This window comes from Micromonospora sp. WMMC241 (genome assembly GCF_027460165.1).
GTDB classification, from domain to species: Bacteria; Actinomycetota; Actinomycetes; order Mycobacteriales; family Micromonosporaceae; genus Micromonospora; species Micromonospora humi.
In genome coordinates this window covers 2,435,182-2,458,608 of sequence record NZ_JAPZBF010000001.1, presented here as the reverse complement: position 1 = coordinate 2,458,608, position 23,427 = coordinate 2,435,182, and the positions used below count along the sequence as shown (strand labels likewise).

20 protein-coding genes are annotated in these 23,427 nt (G+C 74.7%); 11 read left to right on the top strand and 9 right to left on the bottom strand.

Annotation, left to right across the window (positions count from 1 at the left end; genetic code table 11):
- Positions 1 to 51 precede the first annotated feature (51 nt).
- The 11 genes from O7598_RS11405 (at position 52) to O7598_RS11355 (ending at position 12,389) form a co-directional block, all read left to right on the top strand.
- Positions 52 to 1,278: an acyl carrier protein gene (locus O7598_RS11405; RefSeq protein ID WP_269691295.1), complete on the top strand. Its 1,227-nt coding sequence runs from the start codon at positions 52 to 54 to the stop codon at positions 1,276 to 1,278.
- A complete protein-coding gene (locus O7598_RS11400) occupies positions 1,275 to 2,789 on the top strand; it encodes a class I adenylate-forming enzyme family protein (RefSeq protein ID WP_269691294.1) in 1,515 nt (504 codons plus the stop codon). Before O7598_RS11405 ends, O7598_RS11400 begins: the two co-directional genes overlap by 4 nt.
- The gene (locus tag O7598_RS11395) at positions 2,782 to 4,029 is read left to right on the top strand and encodes an alanine racemase (RefSeq protein ID WP_269691293.1); all 1,248 of its coding nucleotides are present in this window, start codon (positions 2,782 to 2,784) and stop codon (positions 4,027 to 4,029) included. Before O7598_RS11400 ends, O7598_RS11395 begins: the two co-directional genes overlap by 8 nt.
- Before the next feature lie 4 nt (positions 4,030 to 4,033).
- Positions 4,034 to 4,288, top strand: a complete 255-nt coding sequence (locus O7598_RS11390) for a phosphopantetheine-binding protein (RefSeq protein WP_269691292.1) — start codon at positions 4,034 to 4,036, stop codon at positions 4,286 to 4,288.
- On the top strand, positions 4,285 to 5,445 hold the full coding sequence (locus O7598_RS11385) for an acyl-CoA dehydrogenase family protein (protein WP_269691291.1): 1,161 nt from the start codon (positions 4,285 to 4,287) through the stop codon (positions 5,443 to 5,445). Before O7598_RS11390 ends, O7598_RS11385 begins: the two co-directional genes overlap by 4 nt.
- Entirely contained in the window at positions 5,438 to 6,628 is a 1,191-nt protein-coding gene (locus tag O7598_RS11380; protein WP_269691290.1) for an acyl-CoA dehydrogenase family protein, read from the top strand. The genes O7598_RS11385 and O7598_RS11380 overlap by 8 nt, the downstream gene beginning before the upstream one ends.
- A gap of 31 nt (positions 6,629 to 6,659) precedes the next feature.
- Positions 6,660 to 8,159: an amino acid adenylation domain-containing protein gene (locus O7598_RS11375; protein WP_269691289.1), complete on the top strand. Its 1,500-nt coding sequence runs from the start codon at positions 6,660 to 6,662 to the stop codon at positions 8,157 to 8,159.
- Entirely contained in the window at positions 8,159 to 8,692 is a 534-nt protein-coding gene (locus O7598_RS11370; RefSeq protein WP_091055558.1) for a flavin reductase family protein, read from the top strand. Before O7598_RS11375 ends, O7598_RS11370 begins: the two co-directional genes overlap by 1 nt.
- A complete protein-coding gene (locus tag O7598_RS11365) occupies positions 8,689 to 9,540 on the top strand; it encodes an inositol monophosphatase family protein (RefSeq protein ID WP_269691288.1) in 852 nt (283 codons plus the stop codon). Before O7598_RS11370 ends, O7598_RS11365 begins: the two co-directional genes overlap by 4 nt.
- A complete protein-coding gene (locus O7598_RS11360) occupies positions 9,527 to 10,483 on the top strand; it encodes a Gfo/Idh/MocA family protein (RefSeq protein WP_269691287.1) in 957 nt (318 codons plus the stop codon). The genes O7598_RS11365 and O7598_RS11360 overlap by 14 nt, the downstream gene beginning before the upstream one ends.
- A gap of 100 nt (positions 10,484 to 10,583) precedes the next feature.
- Positions 10,584 to 12,389: an AfsR/SARP family transcriptional regulator gene (locus O7598_RS11355; RefSeq protein WP_269691286.1), complete on the top strand. Its 1,806-nt coding sequence runs from the start codon at positions 10,584 to 10,586 to the stop codon at positions 12,387 to 12,389.
- A 55-nt stretch (positions 12,390 to 12,444) separates the two neighbouring features.
- Here O7598_RS11355 and O7598_RS11350 read toward each other — a convergent pair whose 3' ends face one another.
- The 9 genes from O7598_RS11350 to O7598_RS11310 all read right to left on the bottom strand — a co-directional run bounded on the left by O7598_RS11350 (position 12,445) and on the right by O7598_RS11310 (position 23,085).
- Positions 12,445 to 13,473 carry a hypothetical protein gene (locus O7598_RS11350; protein ID WP_269691285.1) on the bottom strand — a complete coding sequence of 343 codons (1,029 nt, stop codon included), beginning with the start codon at positions 13,471 to 13,473 and terminating at the stop codon, positions 12,445 to 12,447.
- A gap of 248 nt (positions 13,474 to 13,721) precedes the next feature.
- Positions 13,722 to 14,654 carry an ROK family protein gene (locus tag O7598_RS11345; protein ID WP_269691284.1) on the bottom strand — a complete coding sequence of 311 codons (933 nt, stop codon included), beginning with the start codon at positions 14,652 to 14,654 and terminating at the stop codon, positions 13,722 to 13,724.
- On the bottom strand, positions 14,651 to 16,102 hold the full coding sequence (locus O7598_RS11340; protein WP_269691283.1) for an argininosuccinate lyase: 1,452 nt from the start codon (positions 16,100 to 16,102) through the stop codon (positions 14,651 to 14,653). Before O7598_RS11340 ends, O7598_RS11345 begins: the two co-directional genes overlap by 4 nt.
- The gene (locus tag O7598_RS11335) at positions 16,099 to 17,070 is read right to left on the bottom strand and encodes an amidohydrolase family protein (protein ID WP_269691282.1); all 972 of its coding nucleotides are present in this window, start codon (positions 17,068 to 17,070) and stop codon (positions 16,099 to 16,101) included. Before O7598_RS11335 ends, O7598_RS11340 begins: the two co-directional genes overlap by 4 nt.
- Positions 17,067 to 17,909 carry a creatininase family protein gene (locus O7598_RS11330; protein ID WP_269691281.1) on the bottom strand — a complete coding sequence of 281 codons (843 nt, stop codon included), beginning with the start codon at positions 17,907 to 17,909 and terminating at the stop codon, positions 17,067 to 17,069. Before O7598_RS11330 ends, O7598_RS11335 begins: the two co-directional genes overlap by 4 nt.
- On the bottom strand, positions 17,906 to 19,687 hold the full coding sequence (locus O7598_RS11325; protein ID WP_269691280.1) for an ABC transporter permease: 1,782 nt from the start codon (positions 19,685 to 19,687) through the stop codon (positions 17,906 to 17,908). Before O7598_RS11325 ends, O7598_RS11330 begins: the two co-directional genes overlap by 4 nt.
- Positions 19,684 to 20,760 carry an ABC transporter ATP-binding protein gene (locus O7598_RS11320; protein WP_269691279.1) on the bottom strand — a complete coding sequence of 359 codons (1,077 nt, stop codon included), beginning with the start codon at positions 20,758 to 20,760 and terminating at the stop codon, positions 19,684 to 19,686. The genes O7598_RS11325 and O7598_RS11320 overlap by 4 nt, the downstream gene beginning before the upstream one ends.
- A 79-nt stretch (positions 20,761 to 20,839) precedes the next feature.
- The gene (locus O7598_RS11315; protein WP_269691278.1) at positions 20,840 to 21,883 is read right to left on the bottom strand and encodes an extracellular solute-binding protein; all 1,044 of its coding nucleotides are present in this window, start codon (positions 21,881 to 21,883) and stop codon (positions 20,840 to 20,842) included.
- Positions 21,884 to 21,918: 35 nt separating this feature from the next.
- Positions 21,919 to 23,085, bottom strand: coding sequence for an ROK family protein (locus O7598_RS11310; RefSeq protein WP_269691277.1), 1,167 nt, complete (start codon positions 23,083 to 23,085; stop codon positions 21,919 to 21,921).
- Between the last annotated feature and the right edge of the window lie 342 nt (positions 23,086 to 23,427).

Below are 23,427 nucleotides of genomic sequence, written 5' to 3'. Positions count from 1 at the left end.
ACGTCCGCGCCGGCGGCCCCGCCCCCGTGTATCCGCTTCGAGGAGCCCACCATGTCACACGCCCGGAACGCACCCGACCCGCCGACCACGGACCCGGTGTGGACGCCGATCCTGACCGGTCTGCGCGCGACCGCGCTGGACTGCCTCCAGACGAGCTTCGCCCTGCTCGCCGACCACGCCCACGGATCCGGCAGCCACCTCGCCCTCGGCGCCCGCTACGGGTTCCGCACCCGGGAGCGGGACGGCCTGGTCACCGTCGAGGCCACCTCGGACGACCGGGCCGCCGAGGCGGTCGACCTGCTCGGCCTGCGGGTCGAGGGCCGCTGGATGCAGCTCGACGGCCCGCAGGTGCGCCGGCTGTGCGGCCCGGGCCAGCCGCTCTACGTCACCGCCGACGCCTACGACCTGCCCTGGTGTCCCTACCACGGGCACGAGCGCATGCGGCACAGCTTCCTGGTCACCGACGCCGTCGGCGGCGAGGTGACGGTGGTCGACGGCTACCACAACGACACCGCCTGGGGCGCCGCGCGGCCGGGCGTGTGGCGGCTGCCCACCGCCGACTTCGACGCGGCGCTGGCCGGTGGCGCGCACACGCTGGCCGTGGCGGCGCACCCGGCCCCGGCGATCGACGTGCCGGCCATGCTCGCCGGTAACGCCGAGCGGGCCCACCGGTCCCGCCCGGAGATCGCCGACTACCTGGCCCGCATCGGCGCCGCGCTGGGCACGGTGGCGGGCCTGCACCGCTTCGTACTCGACGTCTGGCTGCTCGGGCGCGCCCGCGACCTGCACGAGCAGTGGCTCGCCACCGCCCGGCCGGGCGCCGCCGCCGCGCTGGCCGGGCACGGCCCTCGCTGGCAGGCGCTCTCCGCGCGCAGCTACGTGGCGTTGCGGCGGGCCCAGGCGGGACGCCCGGCCACGCCGGAGCTGGCGGACGCGCTCGGCGCGCTGATCGCCGAGCACCTGGACGCGCTGGAGTCGATCGCCGCGCCCACCGGCCCGGAGGGTGCCGATGCCGCGCCGGCCGGCGGGGACGGCGTACGGGCGGCGGTGCTCGGCGCGCTCGGCGACACCCTGCACCTGGACGGGTCCGCGCTGCACACCACCGACGTGCTGCGCGAACTACCGGGCTTCGACTCGTTCCGGCTGGTCGACGTGATCGACCGGGTGGAGCGGCGGCTCGGCGTCGAGGTGCCGGCGACCGCGCTCTCCGCGGCCGACCTGCGCGACGTCGGCTCGCTGTGCGCCATGTTCGGCGCGGCCGCCGGAGGTGTCCGATGAGTACCGAACTGCTGTCCGACCTGCTGGACGCCACCGCCGACGCGCGCCCCGACGCGCCCGCCGTCGACGACGGGACCACCTGCCGCACGTACCGTGAGGTGCGCGACGCCAGTGTGCGCCTCGCCCGCCGGCTGGGTGCCGAGGGTGTCCGGCGCGGCGACCGGGTGCTGGTCGCGCTCCCCACCGACGCGGCGCTGCCGGCGCTGCTGTACGCGGTCGCCCGCGCGGGCGCGGTCTTCGTGGTGGTCCGGACGCCGGCCCCGGACGTGGCCCTGGCGCACGTGCTGGACGACGCGGAACCGGCGGTGGTCCTCACCGACGACGCCGCGCTCGGCGACCTGGCCCGCGCCCGGCACCTCCCGGTTCGCGGCGCGGCCGACCTGGCCCGCGCGGCGGCGACCGGCGACGGTGACGTGCGGGCCGGCGGTGACGCGCCGGCCGGCGCGGGCCCGCTGGCGGTCGACCCGGTCTGCCTGATCTACACCTCCGGCAGCACCGGCATGCCGAAGGCGGTGGTCTCCACGCACGCCCAGGTCACGTTCGCGGTCCGGGCGATCCAGTCGGAGCTGCGCTACCGGCCCGACGACGTGGTGCACGACGTGCTGCCCACCTCGTTCGACTACGGCCTCTACCAGATCTTCCTCAGCACCGTGGCCGGCGCCCGGCTGCGCCTGGGCGACCCCGCCGAGACCGGCGGCCGGCTCCTGGTCGGCCTGGTCGAGTCCGGCGCGACGGTGCTGCCCTGCGTGCCGTCGCTCGCCATCAACCTGATGCGGCTGCTCGGCCGGCCCGGCGCGCCGCGCCCGGCGCTGCGGCTGGTCACCAACACCGGGGCGGCGATGCCGCCGGAGGTGCTGGCCGGCCTGCGCCGGCTGCTGCCCGGCCTGAGCGTCCAGTTGATGTTCGGCCTCACCGAGTGCAAGCGCGCGGCGATCATGCCGCCGGACGAGGACCTGCGCCGGCCCGGCGCCTGCGGCCGGGCGCTGCCCGGCACCGAGATCTTCACCGTGGACGCCGACGGCCGGCGGCAGCCAGCCGGGGTCACCGGTGAGCTGGTGGTCCGCGGCCCGCACGTGATGGCCGGCTACTGGCGGCGCCCCGAGCTGACCGCCGAGCGCTTCCGGCGCGCGCACGGGCTGTTCCCGCAGTTGCACACCGGCGACCACGGCCTGGTCGATGCCGACGGCTACGTCCACTTCGCCGGCCGCCGCGACGACGTCTACAAGGAGAAGGGCACCCGGGTCAGCGCCACCGAGGTGGAGGCCGCCGCGTACCGGGTGGACGGCGTGGACGCGGCGGGCGTGCTGCCGCCGGTCGACGGCCACGACGGCGCGACGCTGTTCGTGGTGGCCGCGCTGACGCCCGGCGACGTCCTGCGCCGGCTGCGCGGCCAACTGGAGGAGATGAAGGTGCCGGCGCGCTGCGTCGTGCTGCCCGACCTCCCGCTGACCGGCAACGGCAAGGTGGACCGGCGGGCGCTGGCCCGGCTGGCGGGTGAGCGCCGTGGCTGACCTGCCCTTCGACACGCCCGCCTACCGCTACGACCTGGCCGAGGTGCGCGCCAACCACGCCACGCTGCGCGCCGCGCTGCCCACCCCGAACCGGCTCTACTACTCGCTCAAGGCCAACCCGCACCCGGCCGTGGTGGCCGCGCTGCACGAGGCCGGCTGCGAGGCCGAGATCTGCTCCCCCGGCGAGCTGGCCGCGGCGCTGCGCGCCGGGGTGCCCGGCGACCGGATGCTCTACACCGGGCCCGGCAAACGCGACGCCGAGGTGGCCGGTGCGATCCGCGCCGGGGTCCGCTGGTTCTCCGTCGACTCGCCTGTCGCACTCGACCAGGCCGACCGGATCGCCGCCGCGCACGGCGTCGAGGTGCGGTGCCTGCTGCGGGTCAACGACCGGATGCCGAACCCCGGCCAGGGGCTGACCATGACCGGTGTCGCGTCGCAGTTCGGCGCGGACGTCGACTGGATCGAGAGCGAACCGCAACGGTTCGCGTCCCGCCCGGCGGCGCGGGTGTCCGGGTTCCACCTCTACACCGGCAGCAACGTCGACTCGGTGGACGCGCTGGTCGCGCAGTTCACCGCCGCCGCGACCACCGCCCGCCGGCTGCGCGACCTGCTCGGGATCGAGCTGGACGTGCTCGACCTGGGCGGCGGCTTCGGCGCGCCGTTCGCCCGGCCCGGCGGCAACGCGGACCTGTCCGGGCTCGCCGAGCGCGTCGGCGCGGCGCTGGACGGGCTGTTCCCCGGGTGGCGCGACGACGGGCCGACAGTGGCGTTCGAGTCGGGACGCTTCCTCACCGCCACCGCCGGCACGCTGCTGACCCGGGTGCTGGACGTGAAGCGGTCGCAGGGCACCCCGGTGGTGGTGCTGGAGTCCGGCATCAACCACCTGGGTGGGATGTCCGGCCTGCGCCGGCTGCCGCCGCTCGTACCCGCCCTGCACCCGGCCGACGCCCGCGGCGGCGAGCCGCTGGACGCCGCCATCGTGGCCGGGCCGCTGTGCACGCCGCTGGACACCTGGGCCCGCGCCGCGAACCTGCCCGACGTACGCCCCGGGGACGTGCTGGCCGTGCCGAACGTCGGCGCGTACGGGCTGTCGGCCAGCCTGCTGGCCTTCCTCGGCCACCCGGCCCCGGTCGAGGTGATCTGCGACGGCGACCGGGTCGTCGAGACGTCCCGGTTGACGCTGACCCGGCTCCCGGCCGACGTGCCGGACGCCGACGAAGAACCACGAGATGAGAGGTGACGTCATGAACGCCGAATTCACCGAGCTGCTCCGGCCGTTCCTCAAGTTCGCCGGCGCCGACGAGATCACCGAGGAGTCGCGCCTGCGCGACCTCGGCCTGGACTCGATGCGCGAGATCGAGCTGCTCTTCGCCATCGAGGAGACGTTCGGGGTGGCCGTGCCCGACGACAAGCTGGTCGACTCCACGTTCGCCACCGCCGGCGGCCTGTGGGGCGTGGTCGAGGACCTGCGCACCCCGGTCGGCGGTGGTTCCCGATGACCGCCGGCGCCGGGTACGCCCCGGCCGTCGAGACAGTGGCCGAGGTGGCGGCGACGCACGCGCGGGAGGCCGACGAGACCGCCACCTTCCCGACCGAGGCGCTGGCCGCGATGCGGCGCACCGGGCTGCTGGGGCTGCTCGTCCCGGCCGACGAGGGCGGCGACGGCGGCACGCTCACCGACCTGGTCGACGTCACGCTGGCACTGGGCCGGGTCGACATGTCGGTGGCGATGGTCTTCGCCATGCACTGCCAGCAGGTCGCCGCGATCACCGCGTACGGCGGGGAGAAGCTGCGGGCCGAGGTGCTGCCGGCGGTGGCCCGGGGCGAGCGCTACCTCGGCTCGGTGACCACCGAGGCCGGCAAGGGCGGGCACCTGCTGACCGCCGAGTCGGCGCTGACGCACGACGGCGAGATGCTCGGCATCGACCGGGCCGCGCCGATCGTCACCGGCGGCCCGTACGCGGACGCGTTCCTCATCACCACCCGGGCGCCGGGCGCCGGGTCGGCGGCCCAGGTGGACCTGGTCTACGCCGACCGCGACCAGTTGGAAATCGAGGTGACCGGCGGGTGGCGCCCGCTGGGCATGCGGGCCACCCACAGCGTGCCGATGCGGCTGCGCGGCGCGGTGCCGCAGTGGCAGGTCGTCGGCGAGCACGGCGCGTTCCGGGAGATCGCCACCACGGTCTTCGCGCCGCTGGCGCACGTCGGCTGGGCGGCCGCCTGGCTCGGCGCGGCGGCCGGGGCGTACGCGCGGGTGCTGCGGCACGCGCGCAGCGAGGCGGGACGGCGACAGTTCGCCCCCTCGTCGGAGCTGGTGCTGCTGCGGCTGGCCGGCGTCCGGACCCGGCTGGACGCGGCGCACGCGCTGCTGCGGCACACCGTCGCGGTGGTCGACGACGCGCCGGACATGTCCGCGTCGCCGGTGCAGCTGCTGCTGAACACGCTGAAGATCCGGGCGGCGGAGGAGTCGTTCGCCGCCGCGCACGACCTGGTCGAGCTGGCCGGACTGCGCCACGGCTACCTGACCGACTCGCCGCTGGCGCTGGAGCGCACCTTCCGGGACCTGCGGTCGGCGTCGCTGAACTACGCCAACGACCGGCTGCGCCTGGCCAACGGGGCGCTGTCGCTGCGCGACCCGGGGGTGCATCTTGCCTGAGTCGACGCCGCGCACGCCGGGCGCGGAGGGCACCGCGCCGGCCGGGGACGACGCCGCGCCGGGCAGGGACCACCGCACCGCAGCCGGCCGGGACGCCGCGCCGGGCGGGGACCGCGCCGAGGTGCGCGCGGCCCTGGCCGGCGTCGACCCGGCCGACGCCCGCGCCGTGTGGCGCGCGCTGGGCGCCGGCGGCGTCACCGCGGCCCTCTACCCGCACGACGACCAGCCGGACCCGGGCCGGCTCGCGGCGCTGCTCACCGAGCTGGACGCGCACTGCCCGCTGGGCGTGACGCTGTCGGTCTGCGTGCAGGTCGCCACCGTGCTGCCGCTGCTGGCCGGCGCGGGCGGGCCGGCGGAGCACGCGCGGCGCGGCATGCTGCGCGGCGACACGGTGGTGGCGCTGGCAGTCACCGACGCGGCCGGATCCGGCTCGGACCTGCTCGACGCCACCACCCGGGTGAAGCTGGGCGAGGGCACGGCCACCCTGGACGGCACGAAGAGCTGGATCACCAACGCGACGACGGGCGACGCGGCGCTGGTGCTGGCCCGGCACCGCGAGGCCCGGCACTTCACCAGCTTCTGCTGGGTGCTCGCGCCGGCCGCCGCGCCGGGCGTGACGGTCTCCTCCGCCGGCCGGGCGTTCGCCGGCTCCGGCGTGGGACACCTGCGCTTCGACGGCGTGGCGCTCGACCCGGACACCGTGGTGGGCCGGCCCGGCCGGGCGCTGGCCGGCTTCGCCCGGCAGGCCGGCGTCGAGCGGCTGGCCGGCGCGTTGTGGGCGCGGGCGATGTGCCACCGGCTGCTGGCCGGCCTGGGCGACTGGCTACGGCGGCGACCGGCCGCCGAGGGCACGCTCTGGGACCGCCCGGCGATCCGGGAACGGTACGCCCGCTGCCTGGTGGCCGTACGCCAGCTCGACGCGCTGTGCGCGCCGCCGCTGGCCTCGACGGACGCCGTGGTGTCCACGGTCGACGGCATGGTGCTCAAGGTCGCCGCCGCCGAGGCGGTGGACCGGGTCGCCGCCGAGGCCGTGCGCCTGCGCGGCGCGGACGCGTTCCGCGACGGCGGCGAGGCGCACCTGCGCGGCGAGGTGGCCATGTTCGGCATCGCCGGCGGTGCCACCGGAGCGATGTTGGCCGGCATCGCCGACCACGCCGACGAACTGGTCGGCGCCGGGATCTGACCGCACCAACAGCACGGAAGGGAGCAACGCCGTGAGTCTCTACCAGTGGTTCCGACGCAGCGCGGAGCGCGTGCCCGAGGCGGTCGCGCTGGAGGTCGGCGGCGAGTCGCTGACCTACCGCCGGCTGCAGGAGGTCGCCGACGGTCTCGCCGGGCGGATGCACGCCCAGGTGGGCCGGCGGCCGCGGGCGGTCGGCCTGCTGGCCGCGCGCAGCCTGCCGGCGTACGCCGGTTATCTGGCCGCGCTGCGGGCCGGCGCGGTCGTGGTGCCGCTCAACCCGGCCTTCCCGGCGGCCCGCAACGCCCGGCTGTGCCGCGACGCCGGGGTGGACGCCCTGGTGGTCGACGCCGCCGGCGCGGCGGTGGCGGCCGACGTCGCGGGCGACGCCGTCACGGTACGGCTCGACGGCCCGCCGCCCGCCGCCGCGCCGGAGCCGGTCGTGCGCCCGGACGACGTGGCGTACCTGCTCTTCACGTCCGGCTCGACCGGCCGGCCCAAGGGGGTGCCGATCCGGCACCGCAACGTGGACGCCTATCTGACGCGCTGCCTCGACGTCTACCGCGTCGGCCCGGGCGACCGGCTGTCGCAGACCTTCGACCTGACCTTCGACCCGTCGGTGTTCGACATGTTCGTCGCCTGGGGCGGCGGCGCCACGCTGGTGGTGCCGCAGCCGGACGAGGTGCTCACGCCGGTGCGGTTCGTCAACGAGCGGCGGATCACCCACTGGTTCTCGGTGCCGTCGGTGGTGTCGCTGGCCCGCCGGATGCGGATGCTCTCCCCCGGCGCCATGCCCGGCCTGCGGCACAGCCTCTTCGCCGGCGAGCAGCTCACCGTCGAGCAGGCGCGGGCGTGGGCGGCGGCGGCGCCGGGCAGCGTGGTGGAGAACCTCTACGGCCCCACCGAGCTGACCGTCACCTGCACCGCGCACCGGTTGCCGGCCGATCCGGCGGCCTGGCCGGAGACCTCGAACGGCACCGTGCCGATCGGCGACGTGCACGACGACCTCGACGCGATCGTGCGGGCCGAGGACGGCACGACCGGCGGCGACGACGGCGAGCTGTGCGTACGGGGGCCGCAGTGCTTCGCCGGCTACCTCGACCCGGCCGACGACGACTGCCGGTTCGTCACGCACGACGGCCGGCGCTACTACCGCACCGGCGACCGGGTCCGCCGCGAGCACGGCACGCTCGTGCACCACGGCCGCCTCGACGACCAGGTGAAGCTGCGCGGCTACCGGATCGAGCTGGGCGAGGTCGAGATGGTGCTGCGCGGGCATCCCGGCGTGCAGGACGCGGTGGTGCTGGCGCTCGGCGCCGGCGACGACGTGACGTTGCAGGCGGTCTACACCGGCGCGGCCGGGATCGCCGCCGAGCTGTCCCGCCGCTGCGCGGACCGGCTGCCCGGCTACATGGTGCCGGCCCGGATCCACCACGTGGCCGCGCTGCCCACCAACGGCAACGGCAAGACCGACCGACGCCGGACCGCCGCCCTGGTCGGCGACGGGACCGGCGGGACGAGAGGAGAACGGTGATGACCGGGATCAGCAACGCGTACGAGCAGGAGCGGGCGTTCCGCTCCGTGGCGGGGCGTTTCGCCACCGGAGTGGCGGTGGCGACGGCGCTCGGACCGGACGGGCCGCTCGGCATGACCGTCAACTCGTTCACCACCGTGTCGTTGTCCCCCCGGATGCTGCTGGTCTGCCTGCGCCGGGACTGCCGGCTGCTGGACGCGGTCCAGGGCAGCGGCCGGTTCGCGGTCACCGTGCTCGCCGACGACCAGCGCGAGGACGCGGCCTGGTTCGCCAGCCGGGGCCGGCCCACCGGCGCGGAGGGGTTCGCCGGCGTCGCCTACGACGCGGAGCGGGAGACCGGCTGCCCACGGCTGACCGACGGGGTGGCGTACTTCGGGTGCGAGGCGGTGTCGGCCGAGCCGGCCGGTGACCACGCCGTGCTGATGGGGACCGTCCGCGCCGCCGGCCTGCTGCGGTCCACGCCGCCGCTGCTCTTCGTGGACGGGCACTACGCGCAGGTCGCCGACCTGCGGGAGACGGAGGTGGCGCGATGAGCATCGGCGCCGCTCCCGGCGACCTGCGCCACCTCAGCCTGCGCGCCGCGCGGGCCGGGGCGGACGCGATCCGCCAGGCGCGTCACCGGGGCTTCCAGACCATCCACAAGGGAGGCGCGGCGCAGGACCCGGTGACCACCGCCGACCACGCCAGCGAACGGGCCATCCTCGACCTGCTCGCCCGCGACCGCCCGCAGGACGCCGTGCTGGCCGAGGAGTCCGGGCTGAGCGCCGGCTGCTCCGGCCTGCGCTGGATCGTCGACCCGCTGGACGGCACGCTGAACTTCAGCCACGGCGCGAGCCGCTACGCGGTCAGCATCGCCGTGGCGGCGGGCTGCGACGTGGGCGACGGCGAGGGTCGGGTGGTCGCGGCCACCATCCTGCAGCCGGCCTCCGGCGCCTGCCTGGTGCTCGACGCCGACGGCGCGCACGACGGCGACGCCACGGTCGCGGTCAACCGCGACGCGGTGCCGGAGCACGCGCTCGTGGCGTTCGCGGTGCCGAACGCGCCCGGCCCCCGGCGGCGCGCCTACCAGGCGCTGGTCGGCCTCGCGCCGCGCGTCGCGGACCTGCGCAACTCCGGCTCCACGGTCTGCGACCTGGCGGCGGTGGCCTGCGGGGAGCTGGACGCGTTCGTCAGCTTCGACCCGGCGGAGTGGGACGTCGCCGCCGGCACCGCGCTGGTGGAGGCCGGCGGCGGGGTGACCAGCCGGTGGTGCCGGGACGGGCAGACCGTCTTCGCCACCGGCGCCCCGGCCGTGGTGGCGGCGCTGGCGGACTGGCTGGGGCCGGACCGCACCGACCAGGAGAGCACCGACGAGGAGGGGAACCACGATGATCAACGATGACGAGTTCCGGCTGGCGCTGGTGGGCGCGGGGCGGATGGGACACCACCACATGCGCGCGCTGGCGGGCAACCGGACGGTCCGGATCAGCCACGTCGTCGACCCGGTGCCGCAGGCGCGGGCGGCGGTCGTCGCCGCCGGGCTGCCGGCGTACCCGAGCGTGGAGGACCTGCTCGCCGAGACCGCGCCGGACGGTCTGCTGGTGACCGCGCCGACCGGCCGGCACGGCGCGCTGGTCGCGGCCGCCGCGAAGGCGGGCCTGCCGGTGCTGTGCGAGAAACCGGCCGGGCTGGACGCGGCCGAGGCCGCGGAGGCCGGCCGCGTCGCCGCCGCCGCCGGCGTCGGCTTCCAGGTCGCCTACTGGCGGCGGTACGTGCCCCAGCTGCGGCGGCTGCGCGAGCGGATCGCCGGCGGCGAACTCGGTGAGGTGCTGTTCGTGGCCGCGTCGCAGTGGGACGGTGAGCCGCCCGCGGCGGCGTTCCGCACCGGCAGCGGCGGGATCTTCGTGGACATGGGGGTGCACGAGTTCGACCAGATCCGGTGGCTGACCGGGCAGGACGTCGCCCGGGTCGCCGCCCAGCCGGCCGGGCACGTCACCGACCCGGCGGTACGCGGCCGGGACGTGGACAGCGCGCACGCGTTGCTCGGCCTCTCCGGCGGCGGCACCGCGCTGGTCTCGCTCGGTCGGCACTATCCGGGCGGGGACATGGCCGCGGTGGAGGTCTTCGGCACCCGGGACCACGTCCGGCTGATGTTCCTCGACCCGGCCGACGGCGACGCCACCATGTACGCGGCGCTGGCCCGCCAGGCGGAGGACTTCGCCGAGCTGGTCCGCACCGGCCGCTCCGAGGGCGCGCAGGTGGCGGACGCGGTCGCCGTGCTCGACGCGGCGCACCGGGCGACGGCACAGCTCACCCAGAGTCACGAAGTACAACCCGATCGGTGAGTCCTTTCACCATCTGGGGGCGCGTTATTCCCTAGCCGAAGGTGGGAAATTCAACCATCGCAACACTGTGGACGGTACTGCGGAGCGAGGGACTACATCCATGCAGTTCAGTGTTCTCGGTCCGCTGACCCTGTCCGCGGACGACCGCGCGGTCGCGCTGACCGGCACCAAACCGCGACTCCTGCTCGCCGTGCTGCTGCTCAGCGCGGGCCGGACCGTCTCCACGGCCCGGCTGGTCGACGCCCTCTGGCCGGACGCGCCGCCCGCGTCGGCGGTGCGCAACCTACGGACGTACGTGCACCGGCTGCGGCAGGTGCTGGACCGCGGCGGCGACTCGGCCGACCGGCTGGTCCTCGACGGCACCGGCTACCACCTGCGTGTCGACGAGCACGAGCTGGACCTGCTCCGGTTCCGGCGCCTCGCCGACGACGCACGCCGGGCCGCGCGGGAGGACCGGCCGGACGCCGCCGCCGACCTGTTCGACCGGGCGGACGAGCTGTGGCGGGGCCACCCGTTGGAGGACCTGCCGGATCTCGGCACCGAGCTGGGCCCGGCGGTCACCGCGCTGCGGGAGCAGCACCGGGAGATGACCACCGAGCTGACCGATCTGCGCCTGCGCCTGGGCCAGCCGGCCCGGGTCATCCCCTCGCTGCGCCGGCTGGTGGCCGAGGAGCCGCTGGACGAGCGCCGCCAGGCGCAGCTGGTGACCGCGCTGACGCTGGAGGGACGCGTGGCCGAGGCGCTGGCCGTCTACCAGCAGGCCCGGCGGGGAATCGTGGACGAGCTCGGCGTCGATCCCGGCCCCGCCCTGCAGGGCGCCCTGCACACCGCGCTGGACGCGGACTCGGCCGAGGCCCGTCCGCCGGCCGGCCGCCCGGCCACGACGCCCGGCGCGCCGCCGGCCGGCCGGCAGGCGCTGCCCATGAAACCGCCGTCCCTGGTCGGCCGGGACACCACCGCCGGCCAGCTTCGCGCCATCGCGGAGGGGATCGCCGACTCGACCGGCGCGGACGAGCACGCCGCCGTCGTGCTGGTCTCCGGCGCACCCGGCGTGGGCAAGTCGTCGTTCTCGGTGTCCAGCGGCTACGAGCTGGCCGACCTCTTCCCCGACGGGCAGCTCTTCGTCAGCTTCGACAGCGGCGACGAGCCGCCGCGCGGCAGCGGGGAGCTGATCCGGGAACTGCTGGTCGAGCTGGGGGTGCCGCTGACCGACGTCTCCGACGACATCCGGGAGCGGGCCGCGGTGCTGCGGTGCGCGCTCGCCGGCCGGCGGCTGCTGCTCATCATCGACGACGTCGAGTGCGCGCAGCAGGTCCGCCCGCTGCTGCCGGGCGCCGGGCGCAGCCTGGTGCTGGTCAACAGCCGCCAGCGCCTGCTGGACCTGGACGTCGGCTGGCGGCTGACGCTGGGCGCGCTGGACCGGGCCGAGGCGGTGGAGCTGCTGGCGACGATCGCGGGCGAGGCCAGGGTCCGCGAGCAGCCGGAGGTGTTCGGCCGGATCGCCGACGCCTGCGACCAGTTGCCGCTGGCCCTGCGGATCGTCGGCAGCCGGCTGGTCACCCAGCCGGACGGCGCGCTGCCCGGCTTCGCCGAGCACCTGGAGATCGAGGAGAACCGGCTCGCCGAGCTGGTGGTCGGGGACATCTCGGTGCGGGACACGCTCTCGGTCAGCTACCGAGGGCTGGACGTCGACGCCCGCCGGGCGCTGCGCGAGCTGGCCGCCGCCGACTCGCTGATCACCCCGACCAGCGCGGTGGAGATCCTGCGCCTGCCCCGGCAGCAGGCCAACCGGCTGGTCGAGCACCTGGTCCAGCACAACATGCTGGTGCCGGTCGACTCCGGCGGCCTCGGCCAACGCTTCCACCTGCCGGAGCTGCTCCGGATCTTCGCCAACGAATGCCCGTAGGGCGGGGGCCCCGCTTGACGCATTCTGCACAAGCGGGGCCCCCTTCTCACGCTCGCTACTTCAGGAACCGGTCCAGCGCCGCCTCGATGGTGCCGCTGTCCGGGGCCGCGTACGACTTCATCGTCACCTTGTTGTAGGAGATGAAGCTCGGGCAGCGGGCGGCCGGCGCGGTCACCGTGCCGCCGTCGCCGATCTTCTCCCCGGTCTTGGCCGCGTGGAACGTCAGCGTGTACCGCGAGGAGATGTAGTCGACCGTGACGATCTTGCCGTCGGTGGCCTTGTACTGGCACTTCTTCGGCGTGCCCTCGCTGCCGTCGACCACCTTGAGGCAGCCGATCACCGACGCGGTGGCGAAGTCCGCCGACTTGGCGTAGTAGCGCTTGTCGGAGCTGAACGACTTCTGCGACCAGAACGTCGGCCGGTCCGGGGCGTTGGAGAAGACGTACGCCTTCGCACTCGACGCGCCGGTGTACGGGGCGGCGTTGAGGATCGAGCCGCCCTCGCAGACCGCGGACAGATCGCTGGAGTAGCGGGCGGTCGTCGCGTCGTTGTTGGTGGGCTCGTCCGGCCCGGTCGACTCCGAGGGAGACTCGGTGGGGGCCGAGGTCGGCCCCGGGGTGGCACTGCCGGACGCGATCGGCGTCGGGTCGTCCTTGTCGTCGCCGCCGAACGCGACGTAGGCGAGACCGCCGCCGCAGCAGAGCAGCGTCAACGTCACCGCGCCGGCGGCGAGGCCGACGATCAGGCCCTTCTTCGACCGGCCGCCGGGCGGCGGGGCCGCCGCGAACGGCGCCGGCTGGCCGGGGTAGCCGGGCTGACCCGGGTACGGAGCCCCGGGCTGGGCGCCGTACGGGGCACCGGAACCCGGCTGCGCGCCGTACGGGGCGCCGGACGCCGGCGGGGTGCCGTAGGGCGCACCGGAGGCGGGCTGCTGGCCGTACGGGGCACCCGAGCCGGGCTGCCCGCCGTAGGGCGCGCCGGAGGCCGGCTGCTGGCCGTACGGGGCGTTGGGGTCGGGCTGGTTGCCCCACGCTCCGGCGTTCGGGTCCGGATAGCCTCCGTAGGGAGGGTGATTGTCACTCATCTGAGGTTCTTCCACCTGTCGTCCGTGGTTCCGGCGATCAACCACCCCGCAGCGTAATGACGGCTGCAAATTCACGATCGCCGACGTCTGCTCGGCCTTCACGATCGGTGCCGACACCGTTCCGGTGCGTACCCGGGAGGCACCCTCCCCCACCGGGCGACCGCGCTCCACCTGGTGGGATCCGTTACCCGGCAAGGGATCGCGGGTTCGGGCCCGGCCGTCGTGAGCGCCGGAAAATGTGACGCACGCTACAGTGCCGCAGGCACCGTGTCCCGGGCCAGGGCCAGCGCGCCGTACAACGCCGCGTCGTCGGCGAAGTCGGACCGCACCACGTCGGGCGGGTGCGGCAGCGCCTCGGTGAGCCGGTCGACGAGCATCCGCCGGATCAACCCGCTGCGGGTGACGCCGCCGACCAGCACGATCCGCTGTGGATCGAGCAGCAGGCAGCAGGTCACCAGCGCGCGGGCCGCCTCGTCGACCCGGGCGGCCAGCGCGTCGCGCGCCACGCCCGGCTGCTCGGCCGCGGCGGCGAGACCGGCCGTCCCGCCTGGTACGTCGAGATCGGCGGCGAGCCGGTCCAGCGCCCGGCCGGAGAAGTCCAGCTCCAGCATCGTCCCCGGCCAGGGGCCGCCGGCCACCGCGTACCCGATCTCGCCGGCCGCGCCCCGGTGACCGGGCAGCACCGCGCCGCCGACCGTGACGGCCGCGGCCACCCCGGTGCCGATCCCCACCACCAGGCCCGGGTCGACGCCGCGCAGGGCGCCGTGCCGCAGCTCGGCCAGGGCCGCGGCGTTCAGGTCGTTGTCCACCGCGACCCGGGGCACGTCCAGCGCGTCGCGGACCGCGTCGGCCAGGCGCAGCCGCTCCCAGCCGGGCACGTTGGGCGCCAGGTCGATGCCGTCCGGGCGGACCACGCCGGGCGAGGCCACCCCGGCCGCGGCGAGCGGGCCGCCGACCTCGCCGACCAGGTCACCGGCGAGCGCCAGCGCCCGGGCCAGCGCCTGCGGCGCACCCTGCTCGGCGTGGGTGGGCACCCGGCGGTGGGCCAGCAGCCGGCCGTCGGCGTCGGACACCCCGACCGCCATCTTGGTGCCGCCGAAGTCGATGCCGAGCAGCAGCCCCGCGCCGCGCGTGCCGGCGGCCGGCGGGCCGGCTGGCAGGCCGGAAAGTCGCACGCTCACGCGGCCCCCATCTCGGCGGCGACGGCGTCCAGCGCCTCGTCGGCGCGGCGCAGCAGGCCACGCACCGCGTCCAGCCGGTCGGCGACCGGCTCCAGCGCGGTCCGCAGCACACCCACCTGGGCGCGGACCGCGGCGGCGCCCGGCCCGTCGGCCTGGGCGCGCTGGAGTACCAGCTCCGGGCGGACGGCGGCGGTGATCAGGTCGGCCACCGCCGCGTCGTCCAGCTCACCGGCGGTGTCGGCGGCGGCGGCGCGTACGCCCTCGGGGGTCCAGGTGTCCGGCCCGCCGGCGCGCACCAGCCGGCCGACCAGCGAGTGCGCGGCGCGGAACGGCACCCCGTGCCGGGTCAGCGCGTCCGCGGCGGCGGTGGTGGTGGCGCCGGAGGCGACGATCTCCTCCCGGCTCGGCGGGGTCAGCGGCGCGATCTCGGCGAGGAAGCCGCCGACCAGCGCGAAGAACCGCTCCGCCCGGTCGTTGCTCTCCCAGAGCCGCATCTGCACGTCGGTGGTGGCGTTGTTGGAGTCCTCCCACCAGGCGGCGCCGACGTTGTTGAGCACCGAGGCGGCGTCCGCGGCGGCCTGACCGGCGTAGGAGACCAGGTGCTCCAGCACCACCGGGTTGCGCTTCTGCGGCATGATGCTGCTGCCCTGGGTGAAGTCACCGGGGGTGGTCACCCACTGCCAGCTCAGCCAGTCCATCAGCGTGCGGGCCAGCCGGGCGCCGGTGGCCAGCGCGCGGGCGTTGATCGTGCCGACCCGGACCAGGTGGTCGGCGCCGGCGACGGCCTCGTACGAGTTGGTGACCAGGCCGGCGAAGCCGAGCAGCTCGGCCAACCGGGCCGGGTCGATGTCCAGGTCGGTGCCGGCGAACGCGCAGGAACCCAGCGGCGAGACGTTGAGCTGGTCGATCACGTCCGCGTAGGTGGCGGCCTGGCCGGCGAGCGCCTCGGCGTAGCCGGCGAGCGCGTGCCCGATCGTGGTGGGCTGGGCCGGCCGGCGGTGGGTGAAGCCGGTGATGACCACGTCGGCGTACCGGTCGGCCTGGTCCAGGGCGGTGCGCCCGGTGTCCAGCACCCGCTGGAGCACCTCGACGAGCTGGTCGCGCAGCAGCATCCGGAACACGCCGGCGTCCAGGTCGTTGCGGCTGCGGGCGAGCTGCACGTCCAGCTCGGACGTGGCGATGCCGCACGCCTCGGCGAGCCGCTTCTCCAGCAGGTAGTAGGTGTCCTCGAAGCTGCCGTCGTACGCCGGGGTGGCGGTGGTGTCGGCGCGCAGCTCGGCCAGCCCGCGCAGCAGCCGGGCGCCCCGCTCGGCCGGGATCAGCCCCTGCTCGGTCAGCATCACCACGTGCGCCTGGCTGGCGCGCACCATCGCCGGGTAGAGGTGCCCGACGTGGTGGTCGTACGTCGGCGCCAGGTGGTTGCGCTGGTAGGTGGTCAGCGTGCTCATCGGGTTTCCTTCCGGTCCGCGGTCAGGCCGAGCAGTCGCTCGGCGTTCCCGGCGAAGATCGCGCGCAGGTGGTCCTCGGGCAGGCCCAGCTCGTGGCAGACGCGGAGCTGGTCGTCGAGGTAGCGGGTGACGTAGCCGCGTGGGAACCAGGACGAGTCGCTGCCGAACACGATGCGGTGCGGGCCGATCGTCTCGTAGGCGCGGCGGAACAGGTCCTCCAGCGTGAGCCGGTAGGGCATCCAACGGACCCACTGGTTCGAGCCGGACGTGTCGATGGAGATGTTGGGGCAGCCCCAGGCGGCGAAGAACAGCTCCTGCACGTGCTGCACGCCGAAGTGCGGCACCACCACGGCCAGCTCGGGGAAGCGGCGCGCCATCCGGACCAGCTCGTCCGGGCCGCCGTACCGGCCGACGGGGAGGCCGCCGGCGCTGCCGTAGTGACCGATGTGGATCAGCACGGGCACGCCGAGGCGCTGGGCGGTGGCCCAGAGCGGGTCGAGGTCGGTGTGGTCGAGCGGTCCGCGCAGCAGCGGCGCGAACAGCTTCAGCCCGCGCAACCCTCGCTCGGTGACGGCGCGTTCCAGCTCGGCCGCCGCGTCCGGCGAGTACGGGTCGTGGTGGGCGAGGCCGAGCAGCAGGTCGGGGTGCCTGTCGACCACGTCGGCGAGCGCGTCGTTGCCGCCACCGGTGACGAAGACGGCCCGGCGCACCCCTGCGGCGCGCAGTTCCTCGACCCACCGGTCCGCCTCGTCCTGCCAACGCTCGGCGGGCGGTTCCGGCTCCGGGAAGCTCCAGGCCCGGCGCCACTGCCGGGCGTACGGCGCGGAGCCGGCGGCCCGCACCTCGCGCTCGTGCGCGCCGCCCGGGTGCATCCCGGCGGCCTCCTCACAGGCGTGCACCGTCTCGTCGGCGCCGATGCGGAAGTGCAGGTGGAAGTCGACGACGTCCAGTCCCCGGTCGGCGGTCACGCGTCCTCCTCGGGCGACGGATCGGGCAGCGAGTCGGGCAACGGGTCGGCGGTGGGCGGGGCCGGCATCGGTGCGGCCACCCAGGCGGCGACGATCTCGCGCAGCCGCTCGCCGGCCGTGGCGCGTATCGTCCGGCCGGCCTCCTCGGTGGCCCGCGACACGTGCCCGGACCAGCCCTGCCACGGGTCGGGCCGGGACTCGACGAGCACGTACGGGTGGGTCACCGGCAGCTTCGGTCGCGGCGGCAGGTCGGCGGCGGCGTCCAGGCGCACCGTCTCCGGCGCGAAGCCGAGCACCCCGGACGTCTCGTACGCGCCGCCGTGACCGCGGGCGATCACGTCGCCGTACAGCTCGCCGGTCTCCGCGGGGGTGACCAGTTGGAACCAGTTGACCAACAGCAGGCTGGCGGTGCGCCGCCCGGAGACCCACTCCATGGCGGCCCGCACGGTGGACATGTTGGCGTCGTGGCCGTTGACCACCAGCAGCCGGGGGAAGCCGGCGGCGACGATGCCCTCGATCACGTCGGCGAGGTAGCCGACCGCGATCTCGGGTCGGATCGCCACCGTTCCCGGCCAGGGCCGGGTCTGCCCGGGGCAGGCCGCGTAGGCGACGGCCGGGAACAGCACGCCGCGCGGGCCGGGCCCGGGCGTGGCACTCTCGGCGCCGAAGCCCTCGGCCAGGATCAGGTCGGCGCCGAGCGGCAGGTGCGGTCCGTGCCACTCGACCGCGCCGACCGGCAGCACCGCGAAGTCCGCCGCCGCGACCACGTCGGCCAGTTCACCGCCGGGGATCCCGGCGGCGGGCAGCAGCCCGCCGCCGTCGGCCCAGCGTGCGCTCACGCCGTCCACTTCGTCGCCTCCCGCGCCGCCCGGCCGCCGTTCTGCAGCCGGCCGGAGACCACCATCACCACGAAGATCAACACCACCTGGAGCATCCCGTACGCGGCGGCGGTGCCGACCTCGAACGAGTACATCCGGTTGTTGATCTCCACCGAGATCGGCGCGGTCTCCGAGGTGTAGATCAGCACCGAGGCGACGAACTCCCCGACGCCGTTGACGAAGGCGAGCAGCGCGCCGGCCAGCACACCCGGCAGCATCAGCCGCAGCGTGACCGTGCCGAACGCCCGCCACCAGGACGCGCCGAGGTTGCGCGCGGCCTCCTCCAGCGACGGGTCGAGCTGGGCCAGCGTGGCCGAGCTGGAGCGGAACACCAGCGGCAGGAACCGCACGAAGTAGGCCAGCGGCATGATCCAGAAGGTGCCGATCAGCACCTGCCCGAAGCTGAACGCGTTGCCGGTGCTGAACGCCGAGATCAGGTTGATCGCGACCACCGTGCCGGGCAGCGCCCAGGCCAGCATGACCGCCACGTCGAGCAGGCCACGCCCGCGGAAGTCCAGGCGGCGCACCGCGTACGCGATGAGCACGCCGACCACGACGCAGCCGACGGTGGCGAGCAGGCTCATCTGCAACGAGTTCAGGATCGGCCGGTAGGCGTCCGGATCGGAGAAGATGGTGGTGAAGTTCTGCGCGGTGTAGCCGGACGGGATCACCTCGGTGGTCCACGTCCCGTCCTCCGAGAACGCCACCAACGCGATCGTCGCCACCGGGGCGAGCAGCACCACCACGGCGAGCAGCGAGGCGGCCAGCGCCAACCAGCGGGCGAACGGGTTGGTCAGCTCGCGGCGGTGGCTGGCCACGCCCTTGGACTGGGAGCGGTAGCTGCGCCGCCCCTCGTACCAGCGCATCCCGAGCAGGAACAGCACCGACACCACCGCGAGCACCGAGGCGTAGGTCGAGGCCATCGGCAGGTCGCCGTTGGTGCGGTTGATGTAGATCTGCATGGTCATCGTGCGGTCCACCCCGAACAGCAGCGGAGCGGTGTACGACGCCAGCGACGTCATGAAGACCAGCAGCGAGGCGGACACCAGCGCCGGGGTGAGCATCGGCAGCAGCACGGTGCGCCAGACCCGGACCCGGCCGGCGCCCAGGTTGTAGGCGGCCTCCTCCACCGACGGGTCCATGCCGGTCAGCGCGGCGGACGTCGCCAGGTAGAAGAACGGGTACATGGTGAACGTGTGCACCACCAGCACACCGGCGATGCCGCTGAACGGCAGCACCGGATTCTCCGTGCCGAAGAGCTGTTGCAGCGCGCGCGGCAGGATGCCGGTCTCGCTGTAGAGCAGCTGGAACGAGATCGCCCCGATCAGCGGCGGCAGCGCCGCCGGCACCAGGATGATCGCCTCGATGAGCCGGCGGCCGGGGAACGAGAACCGCTTCAGCAGGAACGCCATGGCCACGCCGACGACGCCGCACAGCAGCACGCTCGCGGCGGAGATCATCAGCGAGGTGAGCAGCGCGGAGCGGGCCACGCCTTCGCCGGTGAGGAAGCTGGCCCAGTTCTCCGGGCCGTCCACCCCGACGCTCTCGCCGAAGGTGGCGAGCATCGGCTGGACCACGTAGCCGAACAGGATCAGCACGAGTGGGAAGACCAGGACGTACGGGAACCAGCGCGAGTTGGCGTTCAGCCCCGGGCGGCGGGACCGTCGGCCCGGCGGCGTGGGGTCCTCGGTGATCGGCGGGACGGTGGCCGCGCTCGGCGTCGCGGGGATGGTGCTCAAGCTGCCACCACCCACATCCGCTCCGCCGGCAGGCGCAGCCCGACCTGGTCGCCCACGGCGATCCGGGCCGGCACGTCGATGGCGGTCACCTGCACCGGCTCGCCGGCGCCCACGTCGACCAGGAGGTTGGTGGCCATGCCGGTGAACTCCAGCTCGGTGACCCGGCCGGTGATCGCGTCCTCGTCCGTGGCGGCGCCGAGCGTGATGTGCTCCGGCCGCACCGACACCTGCGCCGTGCCGCCCTCGTGGAGCCCGTGGTCGGCGGGCGCGGCGACCGGGACCTCCCGGCCACCGGGCAGCGCCACGGTGACCGTGGCCGGCCCGGCGGTCACCACCGGCACGCTCAGCACGTTGCTGCGGCCGATGAACCGGGCCACGAACGCGGTGGCCGGGCGGTGGTAGATCTCCTGCGGCGTGCCGACCTGGCGGACCCGGCCGGACTCCATCACCGCGATCCGGTCGGACATGGCCATCGCCTCGGCCTGGTCGTGGGTGACGTAGAGCGCGGTGGTGCCGCTGTCCTTCTGGATGCGGCGGATCTCGACCCGGGTCTCCTCGCGCAGCTTCGCGTCCAGGTTCGACAGCGGCTCGTCGAGCAGCAGCGTGCGGGGCCGGATCACCAGGGCCCGGGCCAGCGCGACGCGCTGCTGCTGGCCGCCGGAGAGCTGGTCGATGCGCCGGTCGCCGTAGCCGGCGAGGTGGACCTCGCCGAGCGCCTCGTCGACCCGCCGCTTGGCGTCGGCCCGGCCGACCTTGCGGATCTTCAGGCCGTACGCGACGTTCTGGGCGACGCTCAGGTGCGGGAAGAGCGCGTAGTTCTGGAACACCATGCCGGTGTCGCGCTTGTTCGGCGGCCGGTTGGTGACGTCCTCGGCGCCGAACCGGATCCGGCCCGAGCTGGGGAAGTAGAAGCCGGCCACCATGCGCAGGGTGGTGGTCTTGCCGCAGCCGCTCGGGCCGAGCAGGGTGAAGAACTCCCCCGCCCCGATGCGGAGGTCGACGTCGTCGACCGCCGCGGTGTCACCGGCACGTGGGAAGCGCTTGCTCACCGACTCCAGCGTGACATCGATCATGACGTCTCTCCTTGCGTCCGGTCTGGGTGGAACGAGGGCGGGACGCCGGGCGCCTGGGTGCGCCCGGCGTCCCGGCCGGTCAGCCCTTGTTCTTGATCTGGCCGTTCCAGTGGTTGATCCACTCGGTCTCGTTCTTGCCGACCACGTCCCAGTCGACGTCCATCGGCTTGAGGTCGAGCTGGGCCAGCCACTCCGGCTTCTCCGCGATGTCCACGGCCGGGATCTGGAAGTAGTCCTTCGCCAGCTCGGCACGGAGCGAGTCGTCGAAGAGGAACTCGAGGAACTTCTGCGCGCCCTCGCTGTTGCCGCCCTTGACCTGGGCCAGACCGTCGACCAGGACCGGGGCGCCGGAGGCCGGCATCACGTAGTCGAACGGCATGTTGGCCTGGTTGGCCTGCAGCAGGATGTCCTGGAGGTTCCAGGCGCTCAGCGTGCCCTGCTGGCGGGAGAGCTTGAGGTAGAGGTCGGTGGGGTTGGCCGCGTACGCGCCGGTGTTGGCGTCGAGCTTCTTCAGCCAGTCGTAGCCGGGCTGCGGGTTGCTGCCGTCCTTGCTCTGCCGCTGGATCATCGAGGCGTAGATCGACCGCATGGTGCCGGAGGCCGCCACGTCGCGGATGATGATCTTGTCCTTGAACTCCGGCTTCAGCAGGTCGTCCCAGTCCTTCGGAGCCTGCTCCGGGGTGAGCGCCTTGTTGTTGTACATGATGACCTCGGGCAGCAGGATCTCGCCGAACCACCGGCCCTGCGGGTCCTTGTACTTCTCGTCCATCTTGCCGGCGAACGACGGCTGCCAGCCGGTGAGCAGGTCCTCGGACGCGCCCGAGGCGAGACCCTGCTGGGTGCCGCCCCACCAGACGTCGGCCTGCGGGTTGGCCTTCTCCGCCCGGACCCGCTCCAGGATCTCCTGGGCGCCCAGGTTGAGCACCTCGACCTTGCCCTTGTACTCGGGGTACTTCGCGGTGAACTTGTCCACGACGAAGGTGGTGACCTTCTTGTCGCGGGCCGAGTAGATCGTCAGCTTCTCGGCGTCGCCGCCGGCCGAGTCACCGGAGCCGCCGCCGCACGCGGTGCCGGCGGCGAGGACGGTGGCGAGTGCTCCGGCGAACAGGAGTCGACGTCTCATGGGGTACCTCCGAGGGGTGTTGTGGGGGTGGAGCTTCAGGGGGCGGGTAGCAGGGTGGACAGGCCGGACGCGGCGGCGGAGAGCGCGTAGCTGACCGCGCCGTGCAGCACCGCCTGGTCGCCGAGGACCGCGCGGCGGACCTCGGTCGGGCTGGGCGCGCCGAGGGACACCAGGGCCTGGAGCCGGTCCACGGCGGCGTCGTCGAGGTCGGCCGCGGCGCCGCTGAGCAGCACCCGCCCGGGGTCGACCACGCAGGCGCAGGAGACGACGAGCCGGGCCCAGGCGGCGAGCACCTCGGTCAGGTAGGACCCGGCCCGCTCGTCGGTGGCGGCCAGCTCCACCAGCTCCCGCACCGGCGCGACCGGCCGGCGCCCGGGGGCCAGGGCCACCACCCGCTCGGCGATGGCGCTGGACGACCAGCGGGCCTCGAACGGCCCGACGCCGTCGTGCCCCTGGTCGGCCGGGTCGAGCGGCAGGAAGCCGACCTCGCCGGCCGCGCCGCCGGAGCCGCGCCGGACCTGCCCGTCGAGCACCAGGCCGGCCCCGATGCCGTCGCCGACGTGCAGCAGGAGAAGATCGGCCACGTCCGTGCCCGCGCCGGCCGCGTGCTCGCCGGCGGCCATCAGGTTCACGTCGTTGTCGACCACCACCGGCACGCCCAGCCGGCGCTGGACCGACTCGCCCACCGGGCGCGCCTCGACCAGCCCCACCGAGGGGGCGAGCCGGACCGCACCGCCGGTGGAGACGCCGGGCGCGGCGATGGCCACGCCGCGCAGCGCGGGCAGCCCGTCGCCGGCCAGCTCGGGCACGGCGGTGCAGATGAGGTCGACGATGTCACCGGTACGGCGCACCGTGCGGTGAGCGATCACGGCGCCGTCACTGTCGGCGATCTCGCAGCTGATCCGCGTCGGCTCCAGCGCCACGGCGGCGACCAGTTCGGCGCGGGGGTTGAACTCGAGGATCGCGCGGGGCCGGCCGGCCCGGGAGGCGCCGGGGCCGCGCTCGATCAGGTAGCCCTCGGCGACGAGGTCCCGGACCAGCGGGGTGAGCGTGGCGGGGCTCAGCCCGGTCAGCTCGGTCAGCTCGGCCCGGGAGAGCACCCGGGCCTGGCGGGCGGCGGAGATCACGCTGCTGCGCTTGATCTCCTTCGACCGCTCCCGGCTCACCGGGCTCGTCGGTGGGGTCACCACGTCTGTCACCATTCCTTCCTACGGCGAACGAACTATCTAGTCAAGTAACGATCTGATCTCGCGGCATCGGCTCTGCCGCCGTTGAGCTGGCTTTATGACGCTTCCCCGAGCTTCCGAGGACGACCGGGTCGGTCGGTGCCACGGCTTCGGCATCGCCCCCGACCCCGCCTTTAGTTCGAATCGCGAAGAAAGCGCTTCATGGCTCAACCGGACACCCGGATCAGCCTGCCATTGTGGACTGACGGCCACGGCGGGTGGCGGCCTCGGTTGCGCCGCCTTTGGAGCTGATGGCAGAAACGACTCAGCCCTCGACCCCGGCCCAACACCACCATCGGAGCCCCGCCGTCCAGCAGT